This is a genomic window from Hymenobacter armeniacus, assembly GCF_014699055.1.
GTDB classification, from domain to species: Bacteria; Bacteroidota; Bacteroidia; order Cytophagales; family Hymenobacteraceae; genus Hymenobacter; species Hymenobacter armeniacus.
This window is the reverse complement of record NZ_JACXAC010000003.1, coordinates 472,646-491,860: the sequence shown is the minus strand read 5'-3', so window position 1 is coordinate 491,860 and position 19,215 is coordinate 472,646. Positions and strand designations below refer to the sequence as shown.

Genomic DNA, 19,215 nt, shown 5'->3' with positions numbered 1-19,215 from the left:
CTGAGCGGCAGGCGTAAGCCGTTGGCCACTCCTGCGCTTCCCAATGAGCTGGCAAGTTACAAGCCGTTGTATCGTTTGACTTTGCCGGGCATTACAGAAAAGCTAAATCTTCGCCGAACGGCAGCGAGGCCTTCGCCACCCGTCAAAACAGCCTATTTTGCCGCCTAATAGCCATACTTTTCGCCCCACCAGCCGCGCAGGCGCTCCTGAATTTTCTGCTCGCTGGCGTTGTGGCCGGGCTCGTAGAACCGGGTGCCGCTGAGGGCGTCGGGCAGAAACTCCTGCTCCTCGAAATTGCCTTCGCCGTTGTGCGAGTAGGCGTACTCCTTGCCGTAGCCGAGCTGTTTCATCAGGCGCGTGGGGGCGTTGCGCAGCGGCACCGGCACGGGGTACACGCCGTGGGCCTTCACCTCGGCCTGCGCCGCCCTGATGGCCAGGTACGAGGCGTTGCTCTTGGGCGAGGTGGCCAAGTACACCACCGTTTGGGCCAGAATGAGGTCGGACTCGGGCAGGCCGATGACGGTGCAGGCCTGGAAGCAGCTCGTGGCCAGCATCAGGGCGTTGGGGTTGGCGTTGCCGATGTCCTCGGAAGCCAGAATAACCATGCGCCGGGCAATGAACTTCACGTCTTCGCCGCCTTCCAGCATCACGGCCAGGTAGTAGAGCGCGGCGTTGGGGTCGGAGCCGCGCATGCTTTTGATGAAGGCCGAAATGACGTCGTAGTGCATTTCACCGCCTTTGTCGTAGCGCGCCAGCGGGCGCTGGGCCACTTGCTGCACCACGGCATCGGTCACCTGCACGACGCCCTTTTTGTCGGGCGGCGTGCTCTGCACCACAATTTCGAGCAGGTTGAGCAGCTTGCGGGCGTCGCCGCCGCTCAGGGCCAGCAGGGCGTGGTCCTCCACCAGCTTCACCTTTTTTTGCTGCATGGCCGCGTCTTCGGTTAGGGCCTTCTTCACCAGGTCGCGCAGGGTTTCCGCGCTCAGCGGCTCCAGCACGTACACCTGGCAGCGCGAGAGCAAGGCCGGAATGACTTCAAACGACGGATTCTCGGTGGTGGCGCCAATGAGCGTGACCGTGCCGTGCTCCACCGCTCCCAGCAAGGCGTCCTGCTGGGCTTTGCTGAAGCGGTGAATTTCGTCGATAAACAACACCGTGCCCCGTTGCCGCTTGGCTTTCTCGATGACGTCGCGCACGTCTTTCACGCCCGCGTTGATGGCGCTCAGGGCCGAGAAGGGCTGCTTCAGCTCGCTCGCCAGCAAGTGGGCCAGGGTGGTTTTGCCCACGCCGGGCGGCCCCCACAGGATGAGGCTGGGCAGCCGGCCAGAATTCAAATAGCGGCGCAACACCCCGGCTTCGCCCACCAGGTGCTGCTGGCCGGCGTAGTCGGCCAGGCGGCGCGGGCGCTGGCGCTCGGCCAGGGGCGCGTCGGGCCCGGGCGTGGGCGGCGGGGTGAAGGCGGTGGGTTCGTCGTCGGGAAAGAGGGAGGCCATGGCAGGGTTTTGGGCAAAGGTCGGGCAAGGGCAGGTTTCAACGGCCAGAAAAGTGGCCGGTTGCCACTGCGGGTTCCATACGTGCCCGGGGCCTGAAACGCTTCCCCTGGGCAGCTGCTTCGGACCTGGCCAGCGGCGGTCACGACTACCTTTAGGCATGGCATCTTTCTGGCGGCGTTTTGGGGCAGCTTCCCGCATCGACTGGCTAGTGCTGGCGCTGCTGGGGGCCGTGGCGGTGCTGTTTGGCTGGAAGGCGGGAACGCCGGTCCTGCACGTGTGGGACGAAGCCCGCCTGGCCGTGAACGCGACTGAAATGCTGCAAAGCGGCGACTGGCTCATCACGCGCTACAACGGGCAGCCCGACCTGTGGAACACCAAGCCGCCGCTGCTCATTTGGCTGCAGGCCGGCTGCCTGCGGCTGCTGGGCCACAACCTGTGGGCGCTTCGCTTGCCCTCGCTGGTGGCCGCCATGGGCACTGCCTGGCTGCTCTACCGGTTTGGGCGCCGCACGCTGCAGAGCCGATTCGTGGGCACATTCGCGGCCTTGACACTGGCCACCAGCCCCGGCTTCAACGGCACTCACGTGGCCCGGTTCGGCGATTATGACGCGCTGCTCACCCTGACGCTCACGGCAACGGCCCTGCAGTGGTACCAGTACGCGCACGACCGGCAGACCAAGCAACTGTGGCGGGGCGCCGCGTGGTTTGCGCTGGCATTGCTCACCAAGTCGGCGGCCGCGGTGCTGCTGCTGCCCGCCGTGGGCGCGGGGTGGCTGGCACTGCCCGGCGGGCGCTGGGCCGCCCGGCAATGGCGCACGTACGGGGTCGTTCTGGCGGCGTTTGGCCCGCTGGCGCTGTTCTACTGGCTGCGCGAAACCGCCGCGCCGGGCTATCTGGCGGCCACCTGGTTCAACGACTGGTACGGCCGCATCAGTCAGCACCTTGTCACAGTGCAGTATCCGTGGTGGGTGTATTTTCAGCGGCTGCTTTTTCCGGGCTTGCTCACGTGGAGCTGGCTGCTGCCCGTGGGGGGCTGGCTGGCCAGCTCAGGTGCCGCAGCGGCGCGGCCCAAGCGGCTGTTTGCCCGGTTTGCCGGACTGCTCGTGGTCACTTTTCTGGTCATCATCTCGGCCGCCCGCACTAGGCTGGGGTGGTACAGCGCGCCGGTCTACCCCATGGCCGCCCTGCTCTGCGCGCTGGGCCTGGAGCACCTCGTGCTGCTGGTGCGGGCGCGCTGGCACTGGCCGCGACCGGTGGTGGCCGGCCTCCTCGCCGTGGCCACGGCGGTGCCGGCGGGCCTGCTGCTCTACCACGAGCATGGGCGCTGGGAAGATGAAAAAACCGACCCCATGCTGCACCACGGCTACCAATTGCCGCCGCTGCTGCAGTTGCCGCCGCCCCGCGCCGTCACCCTTGTGCAAGCCGAACGCTACCCGGCGGTGTTGCTGTTTTACAAGGCCGCGCTGCGCGAAGCGGGCGTAGACTTGGCGGTGGTGGGGCCTGCTCCGGCCCACTTGCAGCACCTGCGCCCGGGGCAGCGGCTGCTGGTTGGCGCCGATTCGACCCGGCGCTATGTGCTCCGCCATTACCGGGCGCAGTCCGAACCCACCGTGGCCGGGGGTACGCTGCTAAAAATTATGGGCAGCCGGGAATAAAACGTCCCGGCCCGGCAAGGCATTCGGGCGTCGCGGCGCGACCTTTGTGGCCCGCGTCACGGCGCGCTTTGCTCCTTTCCTATGCGCAACCAACTCCGCGTGCACGCGGCCCTTCTCGTCGTCACCATCATCTACGCGGCCAATTATAGCCTGTCGAAGGACGTGATGCCACACTACCTTCACCCGTTCGGCATCGTCACGCTGCGCATCCTGGGGGCCATCATTTTCTTCGCCGGCATCAAGTTTCTGGTGGCCCGCCACGACAAAATCATCGGCCGGGCCGACAACCTCCGCTCCGTTGCCTGCGGGGTGCTGGGCATCGGGCTCAACCAGCTCCTGTTCTTTTCGGGCCTGAACCTGACGGCCCCCATCAGCGCCTCGCTGCTGCAAACGGTGGCGCCCATTGTGGTGGTCATTGCCTCGGCCGTGCTGCTGAGCGAGCGCATCACGCTGCCCCGGGCGCTGGGCATCGGGGTGGGCGCCGTGGGCGCGGCCTCGCTCATTCTGGGCCGCAACGCCCAAACGGCGGCCGTGTACCCGCAGGGCACGCTGGGCAACATTTTCATTCTGCTCAACGCCACAGTATTTGGCATTTACCTGGTCATCGTCACGCCGCTTATGCGCAAGTATCACCCGTTTACGGTGCTGAGCCGGGTGTTTCTGGTGGGCGGCTGCATCGCCATTCCCTTCGGCTGGCGCGAGGCCGTGCACGCCGACTATGCCAGCTTCCCGCCCTACATCTGGGCCGAGGTCGGGTTCATGATTTTCTTCCTCACCATCTTCGCCTACCTGCTGAATAACTGGGCCCTGAAGTACGCCTCCCCCGCCCTGCTGGGCGTCTACATCTATCTGCAGCCGGTGCTGGCCGTGCTCATCGCTGTGAGCCTCGGCAAAGACCACCTCACCTGGGGCAAGGCCGGGCAGGCAGCGCTTATTTTCCTGGGCGTGTGGCTGGTGAGCCAGAAACCCAAGGCGGTGAAGGAGCCGGCTGCGGCGGTGGAAACGGCCCGGGAGTGAGGCGTACCACATGGTTCTGCTCTTCGCTCTGCAGCGTAACTTGGCTGTTTCTTGACCTTTAATTGTGAGTGGCACGACGTCTTCTCGTTCATGACCAACTATTTCCGCTTCCTGCCTTTGGCCCTGCTGTTGGCCTGCAGCACGACCCGCCACTTCGACAGTGGCAACCGCTACATGGCCACCCGCAACTACGCTGCTGCCGTAGCTGAATTCGACAAGGCCCTGGCCACCGACGCTGCAAACTGGCGCTACCATCAAGCCCGGGGCATTGCCTATTACCACCTCGACCAGTACGACAAAGCCCGTCCGGACCTGGAACTGGGCGCAGCTGGCGGGGGCGACCACAACCCCGAGGTACTCTATTATCTGGGCGCCTTACACAACGACTTGGGCCAGTCGCGCGTGGCCGAGGGTTACTACCGCCGAGCCGTAATACTCGATTCCCTGAACTCGCAGGTACTCACCGGACTGGCTTGGACGTACGCCAACCTCGACGAAAACGAGCAAGCACTGAAATACTACACCCGCGCCCTGGCCGTGCTGCCCACCAACTGGAACGCTCTTAGCTGCCGGGCCGTGCTTCACCGCAAGGCCGGCCGCTTCCAGTTGGCGCTCGATGATTACGCCAAAGCATTGGAACTGAACCCAACTTCCAGCGACACGCACTCCAACCTGGGATTTTTGTACCTGGAAATGGACAAACCCCAAGCCGCGTTGCAAAGCTTCAACGAAGCGCTGCGCTACAACCCCAAGAATGCCTACGCCTTGGCCAACCGGGCCAAGTGCCGCCTCCGGATGGACCAAACCGCCGAGGCCCTTGCCGACATCCAGGCCTCCATCCGGCTCAGCCCCCAAAACGGCTATGCGTACCTAACCCGCGGCAAGATTTACGCCTCGTTGGCCAAACCCTCCGAAAGTTGCCGCGACCTGTTGCACGCCGACTCGCTGGGTGTTTTCGGTATCTACCGAAACGAATTGGACGCGCTGCTAGCGGCCGGCTGCCGCCGGAAATAGGCAACAGTGCCCATAAAGGCTTCAATCGAATACAGCCCCAACAAAAAAGCCCCTGCTACGACAGAGGCTTTTTTGTTGGGGCTGAAATCAACCTACAAGTGAATCACCTCGCCGTACGCCGCCGCAGCCGCCTCCATGATGGCTTCCGACATGGTGGGGTGCGGGTGCACGGCCTTGATGATTTCGTGGCCGGTGGTTTCCAGCTTGCGGGCCACCACGACCTCGGCAATCATCTCGGTCACGTTCGAGCCAATCATGTGGGCGCCGAGCCATTCGCCGTACTTCTTGTCGAAGATGACTTTCACGAAGCCGTCTTTCACGCCGCCGGCGCTGGCTTTGCCAGAGGCCGAGAACGGGAATTTGCCCACCAGCACGTCGTAGCCTTTTTCCTTGGCTTCGGCTTCGGTGTAGCCCACACTCGCAATTTCGGGCGAGGCGTAGGTGCAGCCGGGGATGTTCTGGTAGTTGAGGGGCTCCGGGTGGTGGCCGGCGATTTTCTCGACGCAGATGATGCCTTCGGCCGAGGCCACGTGGGCCAGCGCGGGGCCGGGCACGATGTCGCCGATGGCGTAGATGCCGGGCACGTTGGTCTGGTAGTAGTCGTCCACAATCACGCGGCCACGCTCCACCTTGATGCCCAGCTCTTCGAGGCCGATGTTTTCGAGGTTGGTGACCACACCGGCGGCGCTCAGCACCACGTCGCACTCAATCACCTGCTCGCCCTTGGCGGTTTTGATGGTCACTTTGCAGCCGGTACCGGCGGTGTCCACCTTGGTAACTTCGGCGCTGGTGAGCACGTTCACGCCGATTTTGCGGAACGACTTCTCCATCTGGCGCGACACTTCTTCGTCTTCCACCGGCACGATGCGGGGCAGGTATTCCACCACCGTCACTTCCGAGCCCATGGTGCGGTAGAAATAGGCAAACTCGACGCCAATGGCGCCCGAACCCACCACCACGAGGCGCTTGGGCAGCTGCTCCATGGCCATGGCCTTGCGGTAGCCGATGATTTTCTGGTTGTCGATGGGCAGGGCCGGCAGCTCGCGCGAGCGGGCGCCGGTGGCCAGGATGATGGATTTCGCTTCCACCGTTTCCTTGCTGCCGTCGGCCTTGGTTACTTCCACTTTGCCGGGGGCCAGCAGCTTGCCGGTGCCCATGATGGTTTCAATCTTGTTCTTCTTGAACAGGAAGTTGATGCCCTTGCTCATGCCGTCGGCCACGCCGCGGCTGCGCGCGATGACGGCCCCGAAATCGTAGCCCACGCCGTCGGCTTTGAGGCCGTAATCGGCGGCGTGGTTGAGGTATTCAAACACCTGCGCCGACTTGAGCAGGGCTTTGGTGGGAATGCAGCCCCAGTTCAGGCAGATGCCGCCCAGCGACTCGCGCTCGATGACGCCCACTTTCAACCCCAACTGCGACGCCCGAATGGCGGCCACGTACCCACCGGGGCCGCTGCCGACCACGACCAAATCAAATTGCAATGCCATAGAATTCTGCGAAAGAAAAAAGTACATCGGGCCCGGCTGGGGGACCCACCCAATTAGGGCAGCAAAGATAGCCGCCCCTGTGCACCGCGCCGCACTTCGGTGCCTGCTGCTTAGCTTGCCAACAATGTTTTGGCCCGAAGCGTGCTAGCAGCCAATCTTGTTCCGTCTCCGTATAAGCCCCCGGCCGCGCCCGGAAAGCGCGCCTTACACGTTCCGTACTCCATGAAATCACTTCTTCGCACGCCGCTGGCAGCCTTGGGGCTGCTGGCCTTCCTCACCAATTGCGCCACCACCGTCACGGAAAAGGAAAAACCCACCGTGACCAGCCAGCCCATGGCGGCGCCCGTGGCCACGGGCGCCACCCGGCCCGATTCGACCGGGGCCGCCGCCACGGCCACCGACGCCCGCGTGGCCACGCCCGTGCCCATTGCCACGGCCGAACCCGCCGCCACTGCTAACGGCCTGCCCGCCGAAACCGTGGGCGCCCCCGAAACCGCCGCCCCCAACACGCCCAGCGCCACCGCGGCCTCGGCCGAGCGGGCCAAAGAGAAAAAAATGACCGCCGCCGACTACCGCACCATGCTGGAGTCGGCCGATTCGCGCCTCAAAACCAGCCCCAAAGACCCCGCCGCCCTGCTGCAGCGCGCCAAGGCCAAAAGCTACCTCAAGCAGTACAAAGAGGCCATTCCCGATTACACGGCGGCCATCAAGTACCAGCGCAACAACCCCGACGCCTACTACAACCGCGGCGTGAACCGCCTCATGATGAAGCAGTACAAAGCGGCCGCCACCGATTTCTCGGGCGCGCTGAAGTACCGGCCCGACGACAAGGAATCCTTCTTCGGCCGCGGCGTGGCCAAGATGCAGATGTACCAGTACAAGCCCGCCGTGGTCGACTTCACGAAGGCCATTCAGCTCGATTCGGCCTACGCCGACGCGTGGGAATACCGCGGCATCAGCTACTCGTCGTTCGACAAGCTTTCCGAAGCCCGCCGCGACCTGGAGCGCGCCGCCAAGCTGAACCCCGATGCCGCCAAGAGCCTGAAGCGCTACGTGGGCAACGACGGCCACGAGCCCATCAAGCCCGCGCCAGCGGCCAAGCCCGGCACCGGCTACCACCCACGTCCCGGCTACAAGAAGCCGGCTACCCCGCCGGCCACGTCAACGCCAGCACAATAATTCAACAGGCGCGAAACTCCGGTTTCGCGCCTTTTTTGTTTGATTCGGCTGTTAGCCTGAACGCAGCCCGGCATGACGTTTTTTTTGTTCGCCTATGCCCTACTTCCCGCCGAAAAACAGCTTGAAGTAGAAGCTGGGCTTGCGCAGCTGCTCACGCAGGTCTAGGTCCATGAACATCATGGATAGGGTGGCGGCCAGCGTGGGGTTGCTCACGGCGCGGTTGGCCACGATGTTGAACAGGCTGGGGAAGTTGAGCAGGCGCTGCATCACGCGGCTCAGGCGCAGTTCCTGGCCCAGGCGGTTATAGACGGCTTTGTCGTAGTGTTTGCCAAACTCGGCGCTAAAATCGTCTTTTTTCACGGCCTCAGCGGCCCAAATGGCGGCGTGGCGCCCGCTCACCATGGCGTGCGAGATGCCCTCGCCCGAAAACGGGTCGATGAGGGAGCCGGCGTCGCCGAGCAGGAAGTAGCCCGGCCCCGACAGCGCCCGCCGCTTCGAGCCCAGCGGCAGGCCGAAGCCGCGCACCGGCCCCAGCCGCGTGGCCCCGGCAAAGCGCGGCGCCAGCGTGGGGTGCGTGGCCAGAATCTCGTCGAGGCGCTGGCGCAGGTTGATTTTTTTGGCGGCCACCGTTTTGGAGAGCATGCCCACGCCCACGTTGGCCTGGCCGTTGGGCAAGGGGAACACCCACAGGTAGCCGGGCAGGAAGTCTTTGATGAAGTGCAGCTCGATGAAATTATCGGGGCTAAGGCCGCTCACGCCCTCGTAGTAGGTGCGCAGGCCGGCACAGTGGTGGTCGGGCTCGAGGGCGTGGCCGGCCACTTTGCGGGCAAACTCCGACTGCGCGCCGTTGGCCACCAGCAGCAGGCGGCAGGTGGCGATTTCCTGGCCGGCTTTGTCGAACAGCTGCCAGCCCTCGGGGGTGCGCTCGGTGCGGGCCACGTCCACGTTTTCGCGGAAGTCGATTTCGGGCCGCTGCCGCACTTCTTCCACCAGGAAATTATCGAAGTCGAGGCGCTTGGCTACGTGGCCGGCGGTGGGGTCGGTGGCTTTGTTGAAGTTCGGCTTGAAAGGAATGCTGAGCTTGCGGCCATTCGGGGCAATGAAGTCGATGCCCCAGCTGGGAATCTGCATGGGCGAGGCGGCCAGCTTGGCGTGCAGGCCGGGCTCGATGCGTTTCAACTCGTTGATGACCTTGCCGCTGAGGGCGTCGCCGCAAATTTTGTCGCGCGGGAAGGCGGCGCGGTCGAGCAGCAGGCAGGTGTGGCCGGCGTTGGCCAGGTGCAGGGCGGCGGTGGCCCCGCCGGGGCCCGCGCCCAGTATGCAGATGTCGTGGTGGGGCATAATCTGCGGCGAAGTTAGCCCGCCGCAGCGCGGACTTTTAGTCCGTGCAGTGAAACCGTGCCCTTGCGGACTGAAAGTCCGCGCTACTTACCTTCGCCCCATGACCAACACACTCACCGGAAAAGTGGCCCTCATCACGGGCGCTTCCAAAGGAATTGGCCGCGCCATCGCGGCGCATTTTGCCCAGCTCGGCGCCGATGTCGCTTTCACGTATTTGTCGTCCGTAGAAAAGGGCCAGGCCCTCGAAAGCGAGCTTTCCACCGCCGGCACCAAGGTAAAAGGCTACCGCTCCGACGCCTCCGACTACGCCCAGGCCGAAAAGCTGATTGAAGACGTGGTGGCCGATTTCGGCAAGCTCGACATCCTCGTCAACAACGCCGGCATCACCCAAGACGGCCTGCTCATGCGCATGAGCGAGCAGCAGTGGGACCAGGTGCTCACCGTCAATCTCAAATCGGTGTTCAACCTCACCAAAGCCGCCACCAAACCCATGATGCGCGCCAAAGCCGGCTCCATCATCAACATGACCAGCGTGGTAGGCATCAAGGGCAACGCCGGGCAGGCCAACTACGCCGCCAGCAAGGCCGGCATCATCGGCTTCACTAAGTCGGTGGCGCTGGAACTGGGCTCGCGCAACATTCGCTGCAACGCCATTGCCCCCGGCTTCATCGAAACCGAAATGACCGATGCCCTCGACCCCAAGCAGGTGGACGAATGGCGCAAAGCCATTCCGCTCAAGCGCGGCGGCCGGCCCGAGGACGTGGCTAAGGCCACGGCGTTTCTGGCGTCGGATGACTCAGCTTATATCACCGGTCAGGTGCTGCAGGTAGATGGCGGGATGCTGACGTAAGAAAGCCAATGGCCACGCCGGAAGAACACGCTGCACACAACACCGCCGCCAAAAAGCGGATTCTCAGCGACATCAAGGAGCATGGGTTTCATGTGGCGCTGTTCAACGGCGATGGCTACTCGCCCAGCTTCGCCTATACGATTGGGTTGTACAGAAATTTTGGCTACCCGGAGCTAATCTGCTTTGGCTTCGGGCTGGATTTATTGCATTCGGTGCTTTGGGAAGGGAAGCGGCTGCTGGATAAGTACCCGCAACCTGACCAAAGCATCGGCTACCCCAATTTTCTGGAAGGATTCGACGTACGACTCGTAACTGTCGATGCATCCCGCTATCAGGATTATTTCGGTTACGCCGCGTGGTTTTATCAGAGCTGGGATTTCCCGGCGTTGCAAATTGTATGGCCTGATAAACAAGCATTTTACCCATGGAACGAAGGCTTTAACTCCGATTGGAAAGCCGCACAGCCGCTGCTGGACCGCGACCACGACTTTAAATTTCCGGAAGACCGCAAGCTCGGCGTCTACACTACCCGTCAGGTTTTAGAAGGCTCACCGATTCTGCGAGTGTCGCACGAAACAGATGGCGACTGGCAGTTTCTGTGCGATACGACGAACGATGTGGCAGACGTGAAGATTGTTTGTCTGGAACACATCATCGAAAAAGACCCATCTGTCAACGAGTTATTTCAGTTGAACTACGGGTGGACGGCATGGCGCGAATCGGTGGAGGACGACTGGGAAACCTGGGAAGAGCCTGAAGAAAACGCTGAAGACTCTGGGCAATGACCCGCCGGCTGCTCCTCCCCTTGCTGCGCCTGGCCGCCCTCGCTCTCGCCGCCTACCCGCGCCTGCACCGACGCCTGCTGCGCTACCAGTGCCACCGCGCCGCCGCAGCCGCTACCGCCCAAATCGCGCCGCAGCTCCGCGATGGCGACCTGATTTTCCACACTTCGCTCTCGGCCCAGTGCCGGGCCATTCAGCTCGCCACGCACTCGCCCTACAGCCACTGCGGCATTCTTTACCAGCAAAACGGCCAGTGGCAGGTATTTGAAGCCGTGCAGCCCGTGAAGCTGACGCCGCTGGCCGATTGGATGGCACGGGGCCAGGGCGGCCACTTCGTGACCAAGCGGCTGCGCGATGCCAAAGCCGTGCTCACGCCCGCCGCGCTGGCCCGCCTGAAAGCGGCCGGGCAGCCGCTGCTGGGGCACCAGTACGACCTGTATTTCGGCTGGTCCGACGACCGGATTTATTGCTCTGAGCTCATCTGAAAAGTGTACGAGCGCGGGTTGGGTCGCCGGCTGGGGCAGCTGCAGCAGTTGCGCGATTTTGACCTCAGCCACCCCGCCGTGCGGGCCAAGCTGCAGGAGCGCTACGGCAAGCGGCTGCCGCTGCAGGAAACCGTAATTTCGCCGGTCAGCATCTTCCGCAGCCCCGAACTGGTTACCGTGCTCAGCCGTTGAGGCAGCGGGCGGCTGCAACCTTGGCAACTGTTGCCGACCTTTAGCGCTGATTCAATCCGACTTTCATTTGCTGACCACTCAATATTCTGCCTGGTTTATTCCGCTGTGCCTGCTCGTGGGGGCCGGCTACGCGGGCCTTCAATACTCGGCCAAAGCGCCCTGGAGCAAGCAGTTCAACTTCGCACTGGCCGCTCTGCGCTTCGCGGTGGTGAGCTTCTTGTGCTACCTGCTGCTGGCGCCGTTGATCAAAACCACCACCACGCGCACCGAGCAGCCCACCGTGGTGCTGGCCGTCGACAATTCGCAGTCCGTCGAGCTGTTTACGCCCAAGCCGGTGCTGAGCCAGGCCACCGCCGGCCTGGCCCGGTTGGCCGAAACCCTGCGCAGCCGCGGCTTTGCCGTCGAAACCCGCTCGTTCACTTCCTCCACGGCCCGCCCGGCCCGCCTCGACTCGCTGCGCTTCTCGGCCGCCACCACCGACCTCGACCAGTTGCTGGCCGGCACCCGCGACGCCTACGACGGCCGCAACCTGGCCGGCGTGGTGCTGGTGTCCGACGGCCTGGCCAACCAGGGCCGCAGCCCGGCCTATTCGGAGTTTAGCTTCCCGATATACAGCGTGGCCCTGGGCGACACCGTGCCCAAGAAAGACCTGCTCCTCACCGGCCTCACCTACAACCGGGTGGCTTTTAGTGGCAACAAATTTCCCATCGAAGCCGAGCTGGGCTTTGAGGGCTACGCCGGCGGCACGGCCACCGTGGAGCTGCGCGAGGGCCGCCGCGTGCTGGATTCCCGCCGCGTGGCGCTGCCGGCCGGGCGGCGCCGGGCCCGCGTGGCGTTCCAGCTCACGGCGCCCGCGCCGGGCAAGCGCCGCTACGAGGTGCGCGTGGTGCCCCAGCCGGGCGAGTTTACGGAGCTGAACAACCAGCGCACGGCTTTCATCGAGATTGTGAAGGGCAAGCTGCGCGTGCTGCTGGCCGGCGCCGCCCCCCACCCCGACCTGAAGGCGCTGCGCGCCGCCATTCTGGCCAACGACAACTTCGACCTGACGCTGGCCCTGCCCGGCGTGGCCCCGCTCAAGGCCGATGCCGATTTCGACGTGGCCATTTTGCACCAGCTGCCGGCCCAGGGCGGGTTGGGCAACGAGATTGTGGCCCAGGTGAAGGCCCGGCGCACGCCCGCGCTCTACGTTATTGGTGCGCAGTCGGACCTGGGCAGCTACAACCAGCAGGGCGCCGGCCTCACCATTCAGGCCCGGGGGGCGCAAACCGACGAGGTGACGCCGCTGGCCAACCCCGGCTTTGCCCGCTTCGCCACCGACGAGGAATCGGCCCGCCGCTTTGCGCAGTACCCGCCTGCCCCGGTGCCGTTTGGCGACTACCGCCTGGGGGCCGGCGCCGAAGCAGCCCTGTGGCAGCAGGTAGGCCGCGTGGCCACCCAAAAGCCGCTACTGGTGTTTGGGGGCCCGCAGGAGCGCCGCCAGGCCACCCTGCTCACCGACGGCAGCTGGCAATGGCGCCTGAGCGAGGCCGTGGAGCACGACGACCGCCCCGAGGCCTACGACCGCCTCATCATCCGCACGCTGCAGCTCCTCACCCAGAACGCCAACAAGAAGCGCCTCGACGTGTACCCCACGCAGGACGCCTTCGGCACGCAAGACGACGTGACGCTGGGCGCCGAAACCTACAACGCCGTGTTTGAGCGGCTCTACAACCAGAAAATTGACCTGGTGCTGACCGACGCCAAGCAGCAAACCCGCCGCTTCTCGTTCTCCAACGCCGAGGACGGCTCGCCCCTGCACCTGGGCCCCTTGCCCGAGGGCCTCTACCGCTACCAGGCGCGGGCCACGCTCGGCGGCCAGGCGCAACAGGATGCCGGCGAGCTGCTGGTGCAGGCCCAACCCCTGGAAGCGCTGGAATCGAAGGCCGACCACAACCTGCTGGCGCAGCTCGCGCGCCGTAGCGGCTCGCGGCTCTATTACCCGGCGCAGCTTGACCAGCTGGCGCAGGACATTCAGAAAGCCAACTACAAGCCCGTGATTACGGCCGAGGAAGACCTCAAGGATTTGATAAATCTGAAGTGGATTTTCTTCGTGCTGCTGGCCTTTCTGACGGTGGAATGGGCGTTGCGGAAGTACTCGGGCAGCGTGTAAATCAGCTCGGCGTAGCGACGCGACCCTTCGCGTCTCGGTGGGCGCGCCGGTCGGTTGTCGTCGGGTATTACTCAACGCCGAGACGCGAAGGGTCGCGTCGCTACGCCGTTCTTTTGGGTATTTCGTAAAGTAGAACTGCTCCCGCTGCGTCCTCCCTCCTACTTCATCGAACCACTATGAAAATACGAGCCATCCTAACCGGCGCCACCGGCATGGTGGGCGAGGGCGTCCTCCTCGAATGCCTTTCAAATCCCACCGTGGAGCACGTGCTGGTGCTCACGCGCAAGCCCACCGGCCGCAGCCACCCCAAAATGAGCGAGCTAGTGGTGCCCGACTTGCAAAACCTGAGCGCCGTGGAAAGCCAGCTGACGGGCTACAACGCCTGTTTTTTCTGCGCGGGCATTTCTTCGGTGGGCGTTTCCAAGGAGGAATACGAGCGCATCACCCACGACCTGACCCTGCGCGTGGGCGCTACCCTGGCCCGCCTCAACCCCGGCCTGACGTTCATTTACGTGTCGGGGGCGGGCACCGACAGCAGCGAGCAAAGCCGCCAGCACTGGGCCCGCGTGAAGGGCCGCACCGAAAACGAGCTGCTGGCCATGCCTTTCGGCGCGGCCTACATGTTTCGGCCCGGCTTCATGAAGGCCACCGAAGGCCAGCGCAACCTGCTGAAATGGTACCCCGCCATTGCCTGGCTCTACCCCGTGGCCCGGCGGCTGGCCCCCAACTTTGTGAGCACCCTGCAGGAAGTGGGCCGCGCCATGATAAACGCAGCCGACTACGGCTACACCAAACCCGTGCTCGAAGTGCGCGACATTGTGGCGCTGGCCCACGGCAAAGCCGCCCCGCGCCCTTAAAACACTATGCGTGAATTAGTAAAGAAATTTCTTGTGACGACCGGCGGCATTCTCGGCACCCTGCTCATTGGCGTGGTAGCCTTCACCAACTTCAGCCCGCAGCTGGGCGGCACGCCCACGCGGCTGGAAAAGCAAGCGTTTGCGAAATCAGGCCATTACGACGAGAAGAAAGGTGAATTTGTGAACCTGATTCCGACGCGGGAAATGACCGGTGGCAGCATGCCTTCGGTGTTGTGGAAATTCCTGTTTCATAAGTCGCCCCAGGCCGCGCCGCCTGGCCCGCTGCCGATGCGGCCCCTCGATTCGCTGGCCATCGTGCGCAAAACGCCCGACGTGGTGCGCATCACCTGGTTTGGCCACTCGGCCAGCCTGCTCGAAATCGCGGGCCAGAACATCCTGCTCGACCCCATGCTGAGCGTGGAAATGGGCCCCGTGAGCTGGGCCACGCCCAACCGCTACAACCGCGAGCTGGTCATCACCCCCGAAAAGCTGCCTTACATCGCCGCCGTGCTCATTTCGCACGACCACTACGACCACCTCGACTTCCGGACCATCGAGAAAATCAAGGACAAGGTGGGGCAATTTTACGTGCCGCTGGGCATTGGGGCGCACCTGCGGGCCTGGGGCGTGCCCCGCGAGCGCATCACCGAAATGAACTGGGGCGACCAGGCCACCCTGCCCGGGCTGCTGCTGCATTGCACGCCCAGCCGCCACTTTTCGGGCCGCGGCCTCACCAACCGCAACTCCACCATGTGGTGCTCCTGGGTGGTGCAGGCGCCCACCAAGCGCGTGTTTTACACCGGCGACGGTGGGTATGGGCCGCACTTTGCCGCCATCGGCCAGCAATACGGGCCCTTCGACCTGGCCGTGGTGGAGTGCGGGCAATACAACGAAAGCTGGGCCGACATTCACATGAAGCCCGAGCAGAGCGTGCAGGCCGCCCGCGACGTGCGCGCCGCCGTGATGCTGCCCGTGCACTGGGGCGCTTTCACCGAGAGCCTCCACGCCTGGAATGAGCCCGTGACCCGGGCCACGGCCGAGGCCGCCCGCCTAGGCCAGGTCATCACCACGCCGCACCTGGGCGAGCCAGTTACGTTGGGCGCTGCGCTGCCGCAGCAGCGGTGGTGGGAGAAGTAGCGCGGGACTCCAATAGCTGCTGCAAGTGCGGTGAAGCCCGCTGAATTATTTCTCGGCCACCACCAAAAATTGCTTGCCCATCACCCGCCAAGCCAGGGGGGTGTGCAGGTACGTTTTCACCGTCAGGGGTGTCACGGGCAGGAAACTGCCGCTGCGAAAGGAAAGCGGAAAAAACCGGCCGATGCTCTTGAGGACGGTGAAGCCGGCACCGTGCAAATGCTCCGCCACGCCCAGGTCAGTTAGCACCACGGTGTGGTCGGCAAAGTCGAAGTATTCTTTGTAGGTGTGCTTAAAATTGGGCCCCATGACCACAATGCGCCCGCCTTTTTTCAGGCTGGCGTACATGCGCTCCAGAAAAATGGCCACTTCTTTCTGGGTTTCGAGGTGCTCCAGAAAGTTTGAGACGAAGATGCCGTCAAAATAATTTTCGGGTATCTCCACTTCCAGGTTATTGCCCACCAGCACGTGTACGCCGGGGTCCGCGTGCTCGCGAATGAAGGCTTCGGACAAATCGATGGTCCACTTTTCGGCCGCGGGAATGGCGTTGATGAATTCGCACAGGCCCCCGGCGAGGTCGAGCACGCGGCCGGGCCGATTGAGGTAGCCGTGGTAGAGCCACGTGGCAAGCGCCGTCCAGACCACCTTTTTTTTGGTTTCGTTGGTGCTTTGAAACCGGTACTGATAGATACGTCCGTAATTCATGGTTTCATCGGCGAGGTCCAAATGGATACTGTCACAATAGTAAGCTTAATTCAGAGACATTGGCTTTCTCGCTCCTTCTGCTGTTGCACGCCTCAGTGCCATTCAGCAGGCCTAAAATCTTTGGTTCAGCCAGTTGTTCGGCACGGCTTGTTCGCGCGTAGACTTGTACATCCCGGCCTGGGCTAGCTTAATTCTTTTGGTTTTTTCATGCGCTACATCCTCGTCAACAAGCCCTACGAAGTCCTCACCCAGTTCACCGACGAGCACGGCCGCGCCACGCTCAAGGACTTTGTGCCCGTGCCCGACGTGTACCCCGTGGGCCGGCTCGATTTCGACAGCGAAGGCCTGCTCCTGCTCACCGACGACAAAGCCCTGCAACACCGCCTGAGCGACCCCAAATTCAAAGTTCCGAAAACCTACTGGGCGCAGGTGGAAGGCACCGTTTCGGAAGAAGCGTTGGCGAAGCTGCGGCGCGGCGTGCAGATAAAGGAAGGCCTTACCGCCCCCGCGCAGGCCAGCATCATCGCAGAGCCCGCCGAATTGTGGGAGCGCAGCACTCCCATTCGCTTCCGGGCCAACATCCCGACCAGCTGGCTGGCCATCACCATCTCGCAGGGCATGAACCGGCAGGTACGCAAAATGTGCGCGGCCGTGGGCCTGCCTTGCCTGCGCCTCATCCGGGCCCGCATCGACGAGCTGGAACTAGGCGAACTGGCCCCCGGCCAATGGCGCGAACTCACGCCCGAAGAATCGCGCAAGCTGAAAGCCAAGTTCTCGATGACGAAGAACCCAGCTAATCGAAAGGTGCTTGTGAAGGGCGAAAAAGCGCCCCAACCAACGCCACGCCGTCCGCTGAAATCCTAAGCCAGCGCCAGTCGACATTGAGAAAAAGTGCCCGCCTTCGCCCGCTTCTGCTGCTCTCGCTAGCAGGCTTCGCCGCGCTGAACGCCGTGGCCTTCTTCCATGCCTGGCGCTTCACGCATTTCAGCAACGAGCCCGGCGTGCACTCGCCCAACCCCGAGCAGCTCAGCCCTGGCCGGAAGCTGTGGGTGCTGCTCACCGGCATCCGCAACCCCAAGCCGCAGAACGGCCCCAAGCCCGACTTCCTGGTCGAAACCGTGACCATCGCCAGTCCCAACGGCCCCCTCGAAGCCTGGTACGCTCGGCCCGATACCGGCCAGGTGCGCGGCACTGTTGCGCTGTTTCACGGCTATACCAGCAGCAAGTCGCACCTCAGCCACGAGGCCGGCCACTTCCGCCGCCTGGGCTACAACGTGCTGCTGGTGGACCAAGCCGGCAACGGCAACTCGGCCGGTTTTCGCACCACCGTGGGCTACCGCGAGGCCGATGACGTGGCGGCTTCAGTGGCATGGTTGTATGACAACGATAGCGCAACAACTAAACACCACGCACTCATTCTCTATGGTGTGAGCATGGGTGCCGTGGCTATCATGCGCGCCGAAGCCGATTTACGTGTCCGCCCCACCGCCAATATTCTGGAGTGCCCCTACGGCAATATGCGCCAAACGGCCTACAACCGCTTCGAATCCATGCACGTACCCGGCTTCCCGATGGCCGATTTGCTGGTGTTCTGGGGCGGCGTGCAAAACGGCTTCTGGGCCTATGGCCTCAACGCTGAGCACTACGCCAGCCAGATTCATACCCCTACCCTCCTGCTCTGGGGCACCGCCGACCCGCGCGTGACCCGCCCCGAAACCGACGCCATTTTCGCCAACCTGGCCGGCCCCAAAGCCCGGCATGACTTTTCCGGCGTGGGCCACGAGCCGTACTGGAAGCGCTATTCGGCGGACTGGGAACAACTGACGCGGGCATTTCTGGCGGAGCCGGGGCGCTAGCGAAGCACATCTCCCGGACCCATTCCTGCTCAGCGCCCCTTATTCTTGCGCGCCACTTTCAGTTGCTCGGCGGCGACGCGTTGCAGGGCCACAGCTTGCGTGAGGCTGATGCCCAGGGCGGCGGCCGCTTCTTCGGTGGGGCCGAACTGGCGCGGGTCGCGGCCCGTGATTTCGCCGAACACCACGCAGGCGTTGAGGTAGGCGCCCCAGCGGCTGGGGTGGCGGTGGTCGGCTTCCCAGAGTTCCATTTTGTTGGGGTCCGGGGTGTAGGGGTTGGGCATGGCCACGCCTTCGCGAATGGCCCGTAGCCAGGCATCGCCGGCCGGAGCCACGCCTGCAATATGGCCGTTGCGACGGGCGAGGCCGTAGTAGGCAGCGTGCAGGTCGGCCGTCATCGAGTCGAGAGGCAGGCCGGCGTAGGGCGAGTTGGGCGGGATATTGAGGGCCGCGCCGGCCCAGGTCTGGTAGAGATAGACGCGGGCGGCGGGGTTGGCGGCGTGAATGGCCTGTTCCAGCTTGGTGGCGTACTCCTGAAACCGTTCGGGCTGGCCGCCGCGGCGCGTGGGCAGCGGCCCGGTGCTGAGGTCGTGCATGATAACGCGGTCCCAGCGCGGCTGCTGAATGATGGCCAGGGCGCTGTCGTAGTGAAACTTCAGCGTCTGCCCGCTGATGGCTTCAATGTGCACTTCGTAGTTGAGGCCGGCTTCGTCGGTGAGCTTTTTGAAGATGCCGGGCACGCCGCCCCAGGGGCCGGGCTCGTTCACGTACATGCGTTGGCGCTGGCCGCGGCGGTCGGGCGTGAAGTTCTCGTCGGTAATGGCCGCCGCGTTGTAGTTGAGCATGGGCGGCTTAGCACTGTGGAAGTAGCTGTTGCCCACGAAGAGAATGACAACGGGCTTTTTGGGCGGCTTGGCGGCCGGGGCAACGGGCGCGGTAAAACTCAGGAGCGGAAGCAGGAAGGCGAGCAGACGCATGCGGCGGCGGGGAAATTCGGAGCAAAACCAGCTGACGGCCCACTAT

18 protein-coding genes are annotated in these 19,215 nt (G+C 63.7%); 13 read left to right on the top strand and 5 right to left on the bottom strand.

The window, feature by feature from the left end; translation table 11 throughout:
- Window positions 1-164: 164 nt before the first annotated feature.
- Window positions 165-1,493, bottom strand: coding sequence for a replication-associated recombination protein A (locus IC234_RS10355; RefSeq protein ID WP_190924184.1), 1,329 nt, complete (start codon window positions 1,491-1,493; stop codon window positions 165-167).
- Between the two features lie 157 nt (window positions 1,494-1,650).
- On the opposite strand from IC234_RS10355, the gene IC234_RS10350 reads away from it, so the two are divergent.
- From IC234_RS10350 to IC234_RS10340, 3 genes are all read left to right on the top strand, one after another.
- The gene (locus IC234_RS10350) at window positions 1,651-3,147 is read left to right on the top strand and encodes an ArnT family glycosyltransferase (RefSeq protein ID WP_190924182.1); all 1,497 of its coding nucleotides are present in this window, start codon (window positions 1,651-1,653) and stop codon (window positions 3,145-3,147) included.
- Between the two features lie 81 nt (window positions 3,148-3,228).
- A complete protein-coding gene (locus IC234_RS10345) occupies window positions 3,229-4,164 on the top strand; it encodes a DMT family transporter (protein ID WP_190924180.1) in 936 nt (311 codons plus the stop codon).
- Window positions 4,165-4,254: 90 nt separating this feature from the next.
- Complete coding sequence (locus IC234_RS10340) at window positions 4,255-5,178, top strand: tetratricopeptide repeat protein (RefSeq protein ID WP_223827596.1); 924 nt, start codon at window positions 4,255-4,257, stop codon at window positions 5,176-5,178.
- A gap of 92 nt (window positions 5,179-5,270) precedes the next feature.
- On the opposite strand, the gene lpdA is transcribed toward IC234_RS10340, so the two are convergent.
- Window positions 5,271-6,665 carry a dihydrolipoyl dehydrogenase gene (lpdA, locus tag IC234_RS10335; protein ID WP_190924176.1) on the bottom strand — a complete coding sequence of 465 codons (1,395 nt, stop codon included), beginning with the start codon at window positions 6,663-6,665 and terminating at the stop codon, window positions 5,271-5,273.
- 222 nt (window positions 6,666-6,887) lie between these two features.
- Between lpdA and IC234_RS10330 the strand changes: the two genes are divergently transcribed.
- Entirely contained in the window at window positions 6,888-7,844 is a 957-nt protein-coding gene (locus IC234_RS10330) for a tetratricopeptide repeat protein (protein ID WP_190924173.1), read from the top strand.
- Between the two features lie 99 nt (window positions 7,845-7,943).
- On the opposite strand, the gene IC234_RS10325 is transcribed toward IC234_RS10330, so the two are convergent.
- A complete protein-coding gene (locus IC234_RS10325) occupies window positions 7,944-9,185 on the bottom strand; it encodes an NAD(P)/FAD-dependent oxidoreductase (RefSeq protein ID WP_190924170.1) in 1,242 nt (413 codons plus the stop codon).
- A 100-nt stretch (window positions 9,186-9,285) separates the two neighbouring features.
- Here IC234_RS10325 and fabG point away from each other — a divergent pair, with 100 nt between their 5' ends.
- The 7 genes from fabG to IC234_RS10295 all read left to right on the top strand — a co-directional run bounded on the left by fabG (window position 9,286) and on the right by IC234_RS10295 (window position 15,637).
- Window positions 9,286-10,035, top strand: coding sequence for a 3-oxoacyl-[acyl-carrier-protein] reductase (fabG, locus tag IC234_RS10320; RefSeq protein WP_190924168.1), 750 nt, complete (start codon window positions 9,286-9,288; stop codon window positions 10,033-10,035).
- Between the two features lie 8 nt (window positions 10,036-10,043).
- The gene (locus IC234_RS10315) at window positions 10,044-10,820 is read left to right on the top strand and encodes a DUF4262 domain-containing protein (protein ID WP_190924166.1); all 777 of its coding nucleotides are present in this window, start codon (window positions 10,044-10,046) and stop codon (window positions 10,818-10,820) included.
- A complete protein-coding gene (locus tag IC234_RS10310; protein ID WP_223827595.1) occupies window positions 10,817-11,302 on the top strand; it encodes a YiiX/YebB-like N1pC/P60 family cysteine hydrolase in 486 nt (161 codons plus the stop codon). Before IC234_RS10315 ends, IC234_RS10310 begins: the two co-directional genes overlap by 4 nt.
- 48 nt (window positions 11,303-11,350) lie before the next feature.
- On the top strand, window positions 11,351-11,494 hold the full coding sequence (locus IC234_RS21785; protein ID WP_223827594.1) for a C40 family peptidase: 144 nt from the start codon (window positions 11,351-11,353) through the stop codon (window positions 11,492-11,494).
- A 67-nt stretch (window positions 11,495-11,561) separates the two neighbouring features.
- On the top strand, window positions 11,562-13,643 hold the full coding sequence (locus IC234_RS10305; RefSeq protein ID WP_223827593.1) for a VWA domain-containing protein: 2,082 nt from the start codon (window positions 11,562-11,564) through the stop codon (window positions 13,641-13,643).
- Between the two features lie 176 nt (window positions 13,644-13,819).
- Window positions 13,820-14,500, top strand: a complete 681-nt coding sequence (locus IC234_RS10300; RefSeq protein WP_190924164.1) for an NAD-dependent epimerase/dehydratase family protein — start codon at window positions 13,820-13,822, stop codon at window positions 14,498-14,500.
- Window positions 14,501-14,506: 6 nt separating this feature from the next.
- Complete coding sequence (locus IC234_RS10295; protein ID WP_190924162.1) at window positions 14,507-15,637, top strand: MBL fold metallo-hydrolase; 1,131 nt, start codon at window positions 14,507-14,509, stop codon at window positions 15,635-15,637.
- Between the two features lie 45 nt (window positions 15,638-15,682).
- On the opposite strand, the gene IC234_RS10290 is transcribed toward IC234_RS10295, so the two are convergent.
- Window positions 15,683-16,339, bottom strand: coding sequence for a class I SAM-dependent methyltransferase (locus IC234_RS10290; protein ID WP_190924160.1), 657 nt, complete (start codon window positions 16,337-16,339; stop codon window positions 15,683-15,685).
- 207 nt (window positions 16,340-16,546) lie between these two features.
- Here IC234_RS10290 and IC234_RS10285 point away from each other — a divergent pair, with 207 nt between their 5' ends.
- Together IC234_RS10285 and IC234_RS10280 are read left to right on the top strand one after the other, a co-directional pair.
- Window positions 16,547-17,203, top strand: coding sequence for a pseudouridine synthase (locus IC234_RS10285; RefSeq protein WP_190924158.1), 657 nt, complete (start codon window positions 16,547-16,549; stop codon window positions 17,201-17,203).
- Between the two features lie 86 nt (window positions 17,204-17,289).
- Window positions 17,290-18,195 carry an alpha/beta hydrolase gene (locus tag IC234_RS10280; RefSeq protein ID WP_190924156.1) on the top strand — a complete coding sequence of 302 codons (906 nt, stop codon included), beginning with the start codon at window positions 17,290-17,292 and terminating at the stop codon, window positions 18,193-18,195.
- A 29-nt stretch (window positions 18,196-18,224) separates the two neighbouring features.
- Here the strand turns inward: IC234_RS10280 and IC234_RS10275 are convergent, their stop codons facing one another.
- Window positions 18,225-19,169, bottom strand: coding sequence for an SGNH/GDSL hydrolase family protein (locus IC234_RS10275; protein ID WP_190924154.1), 945 nt, complete (start codon window positions 19,167-19,169; stop codon window positions 18,225-18,227).
- Between the last annotated feature and the right edge of the window lie 46 nt (window positions 19,170-19,215).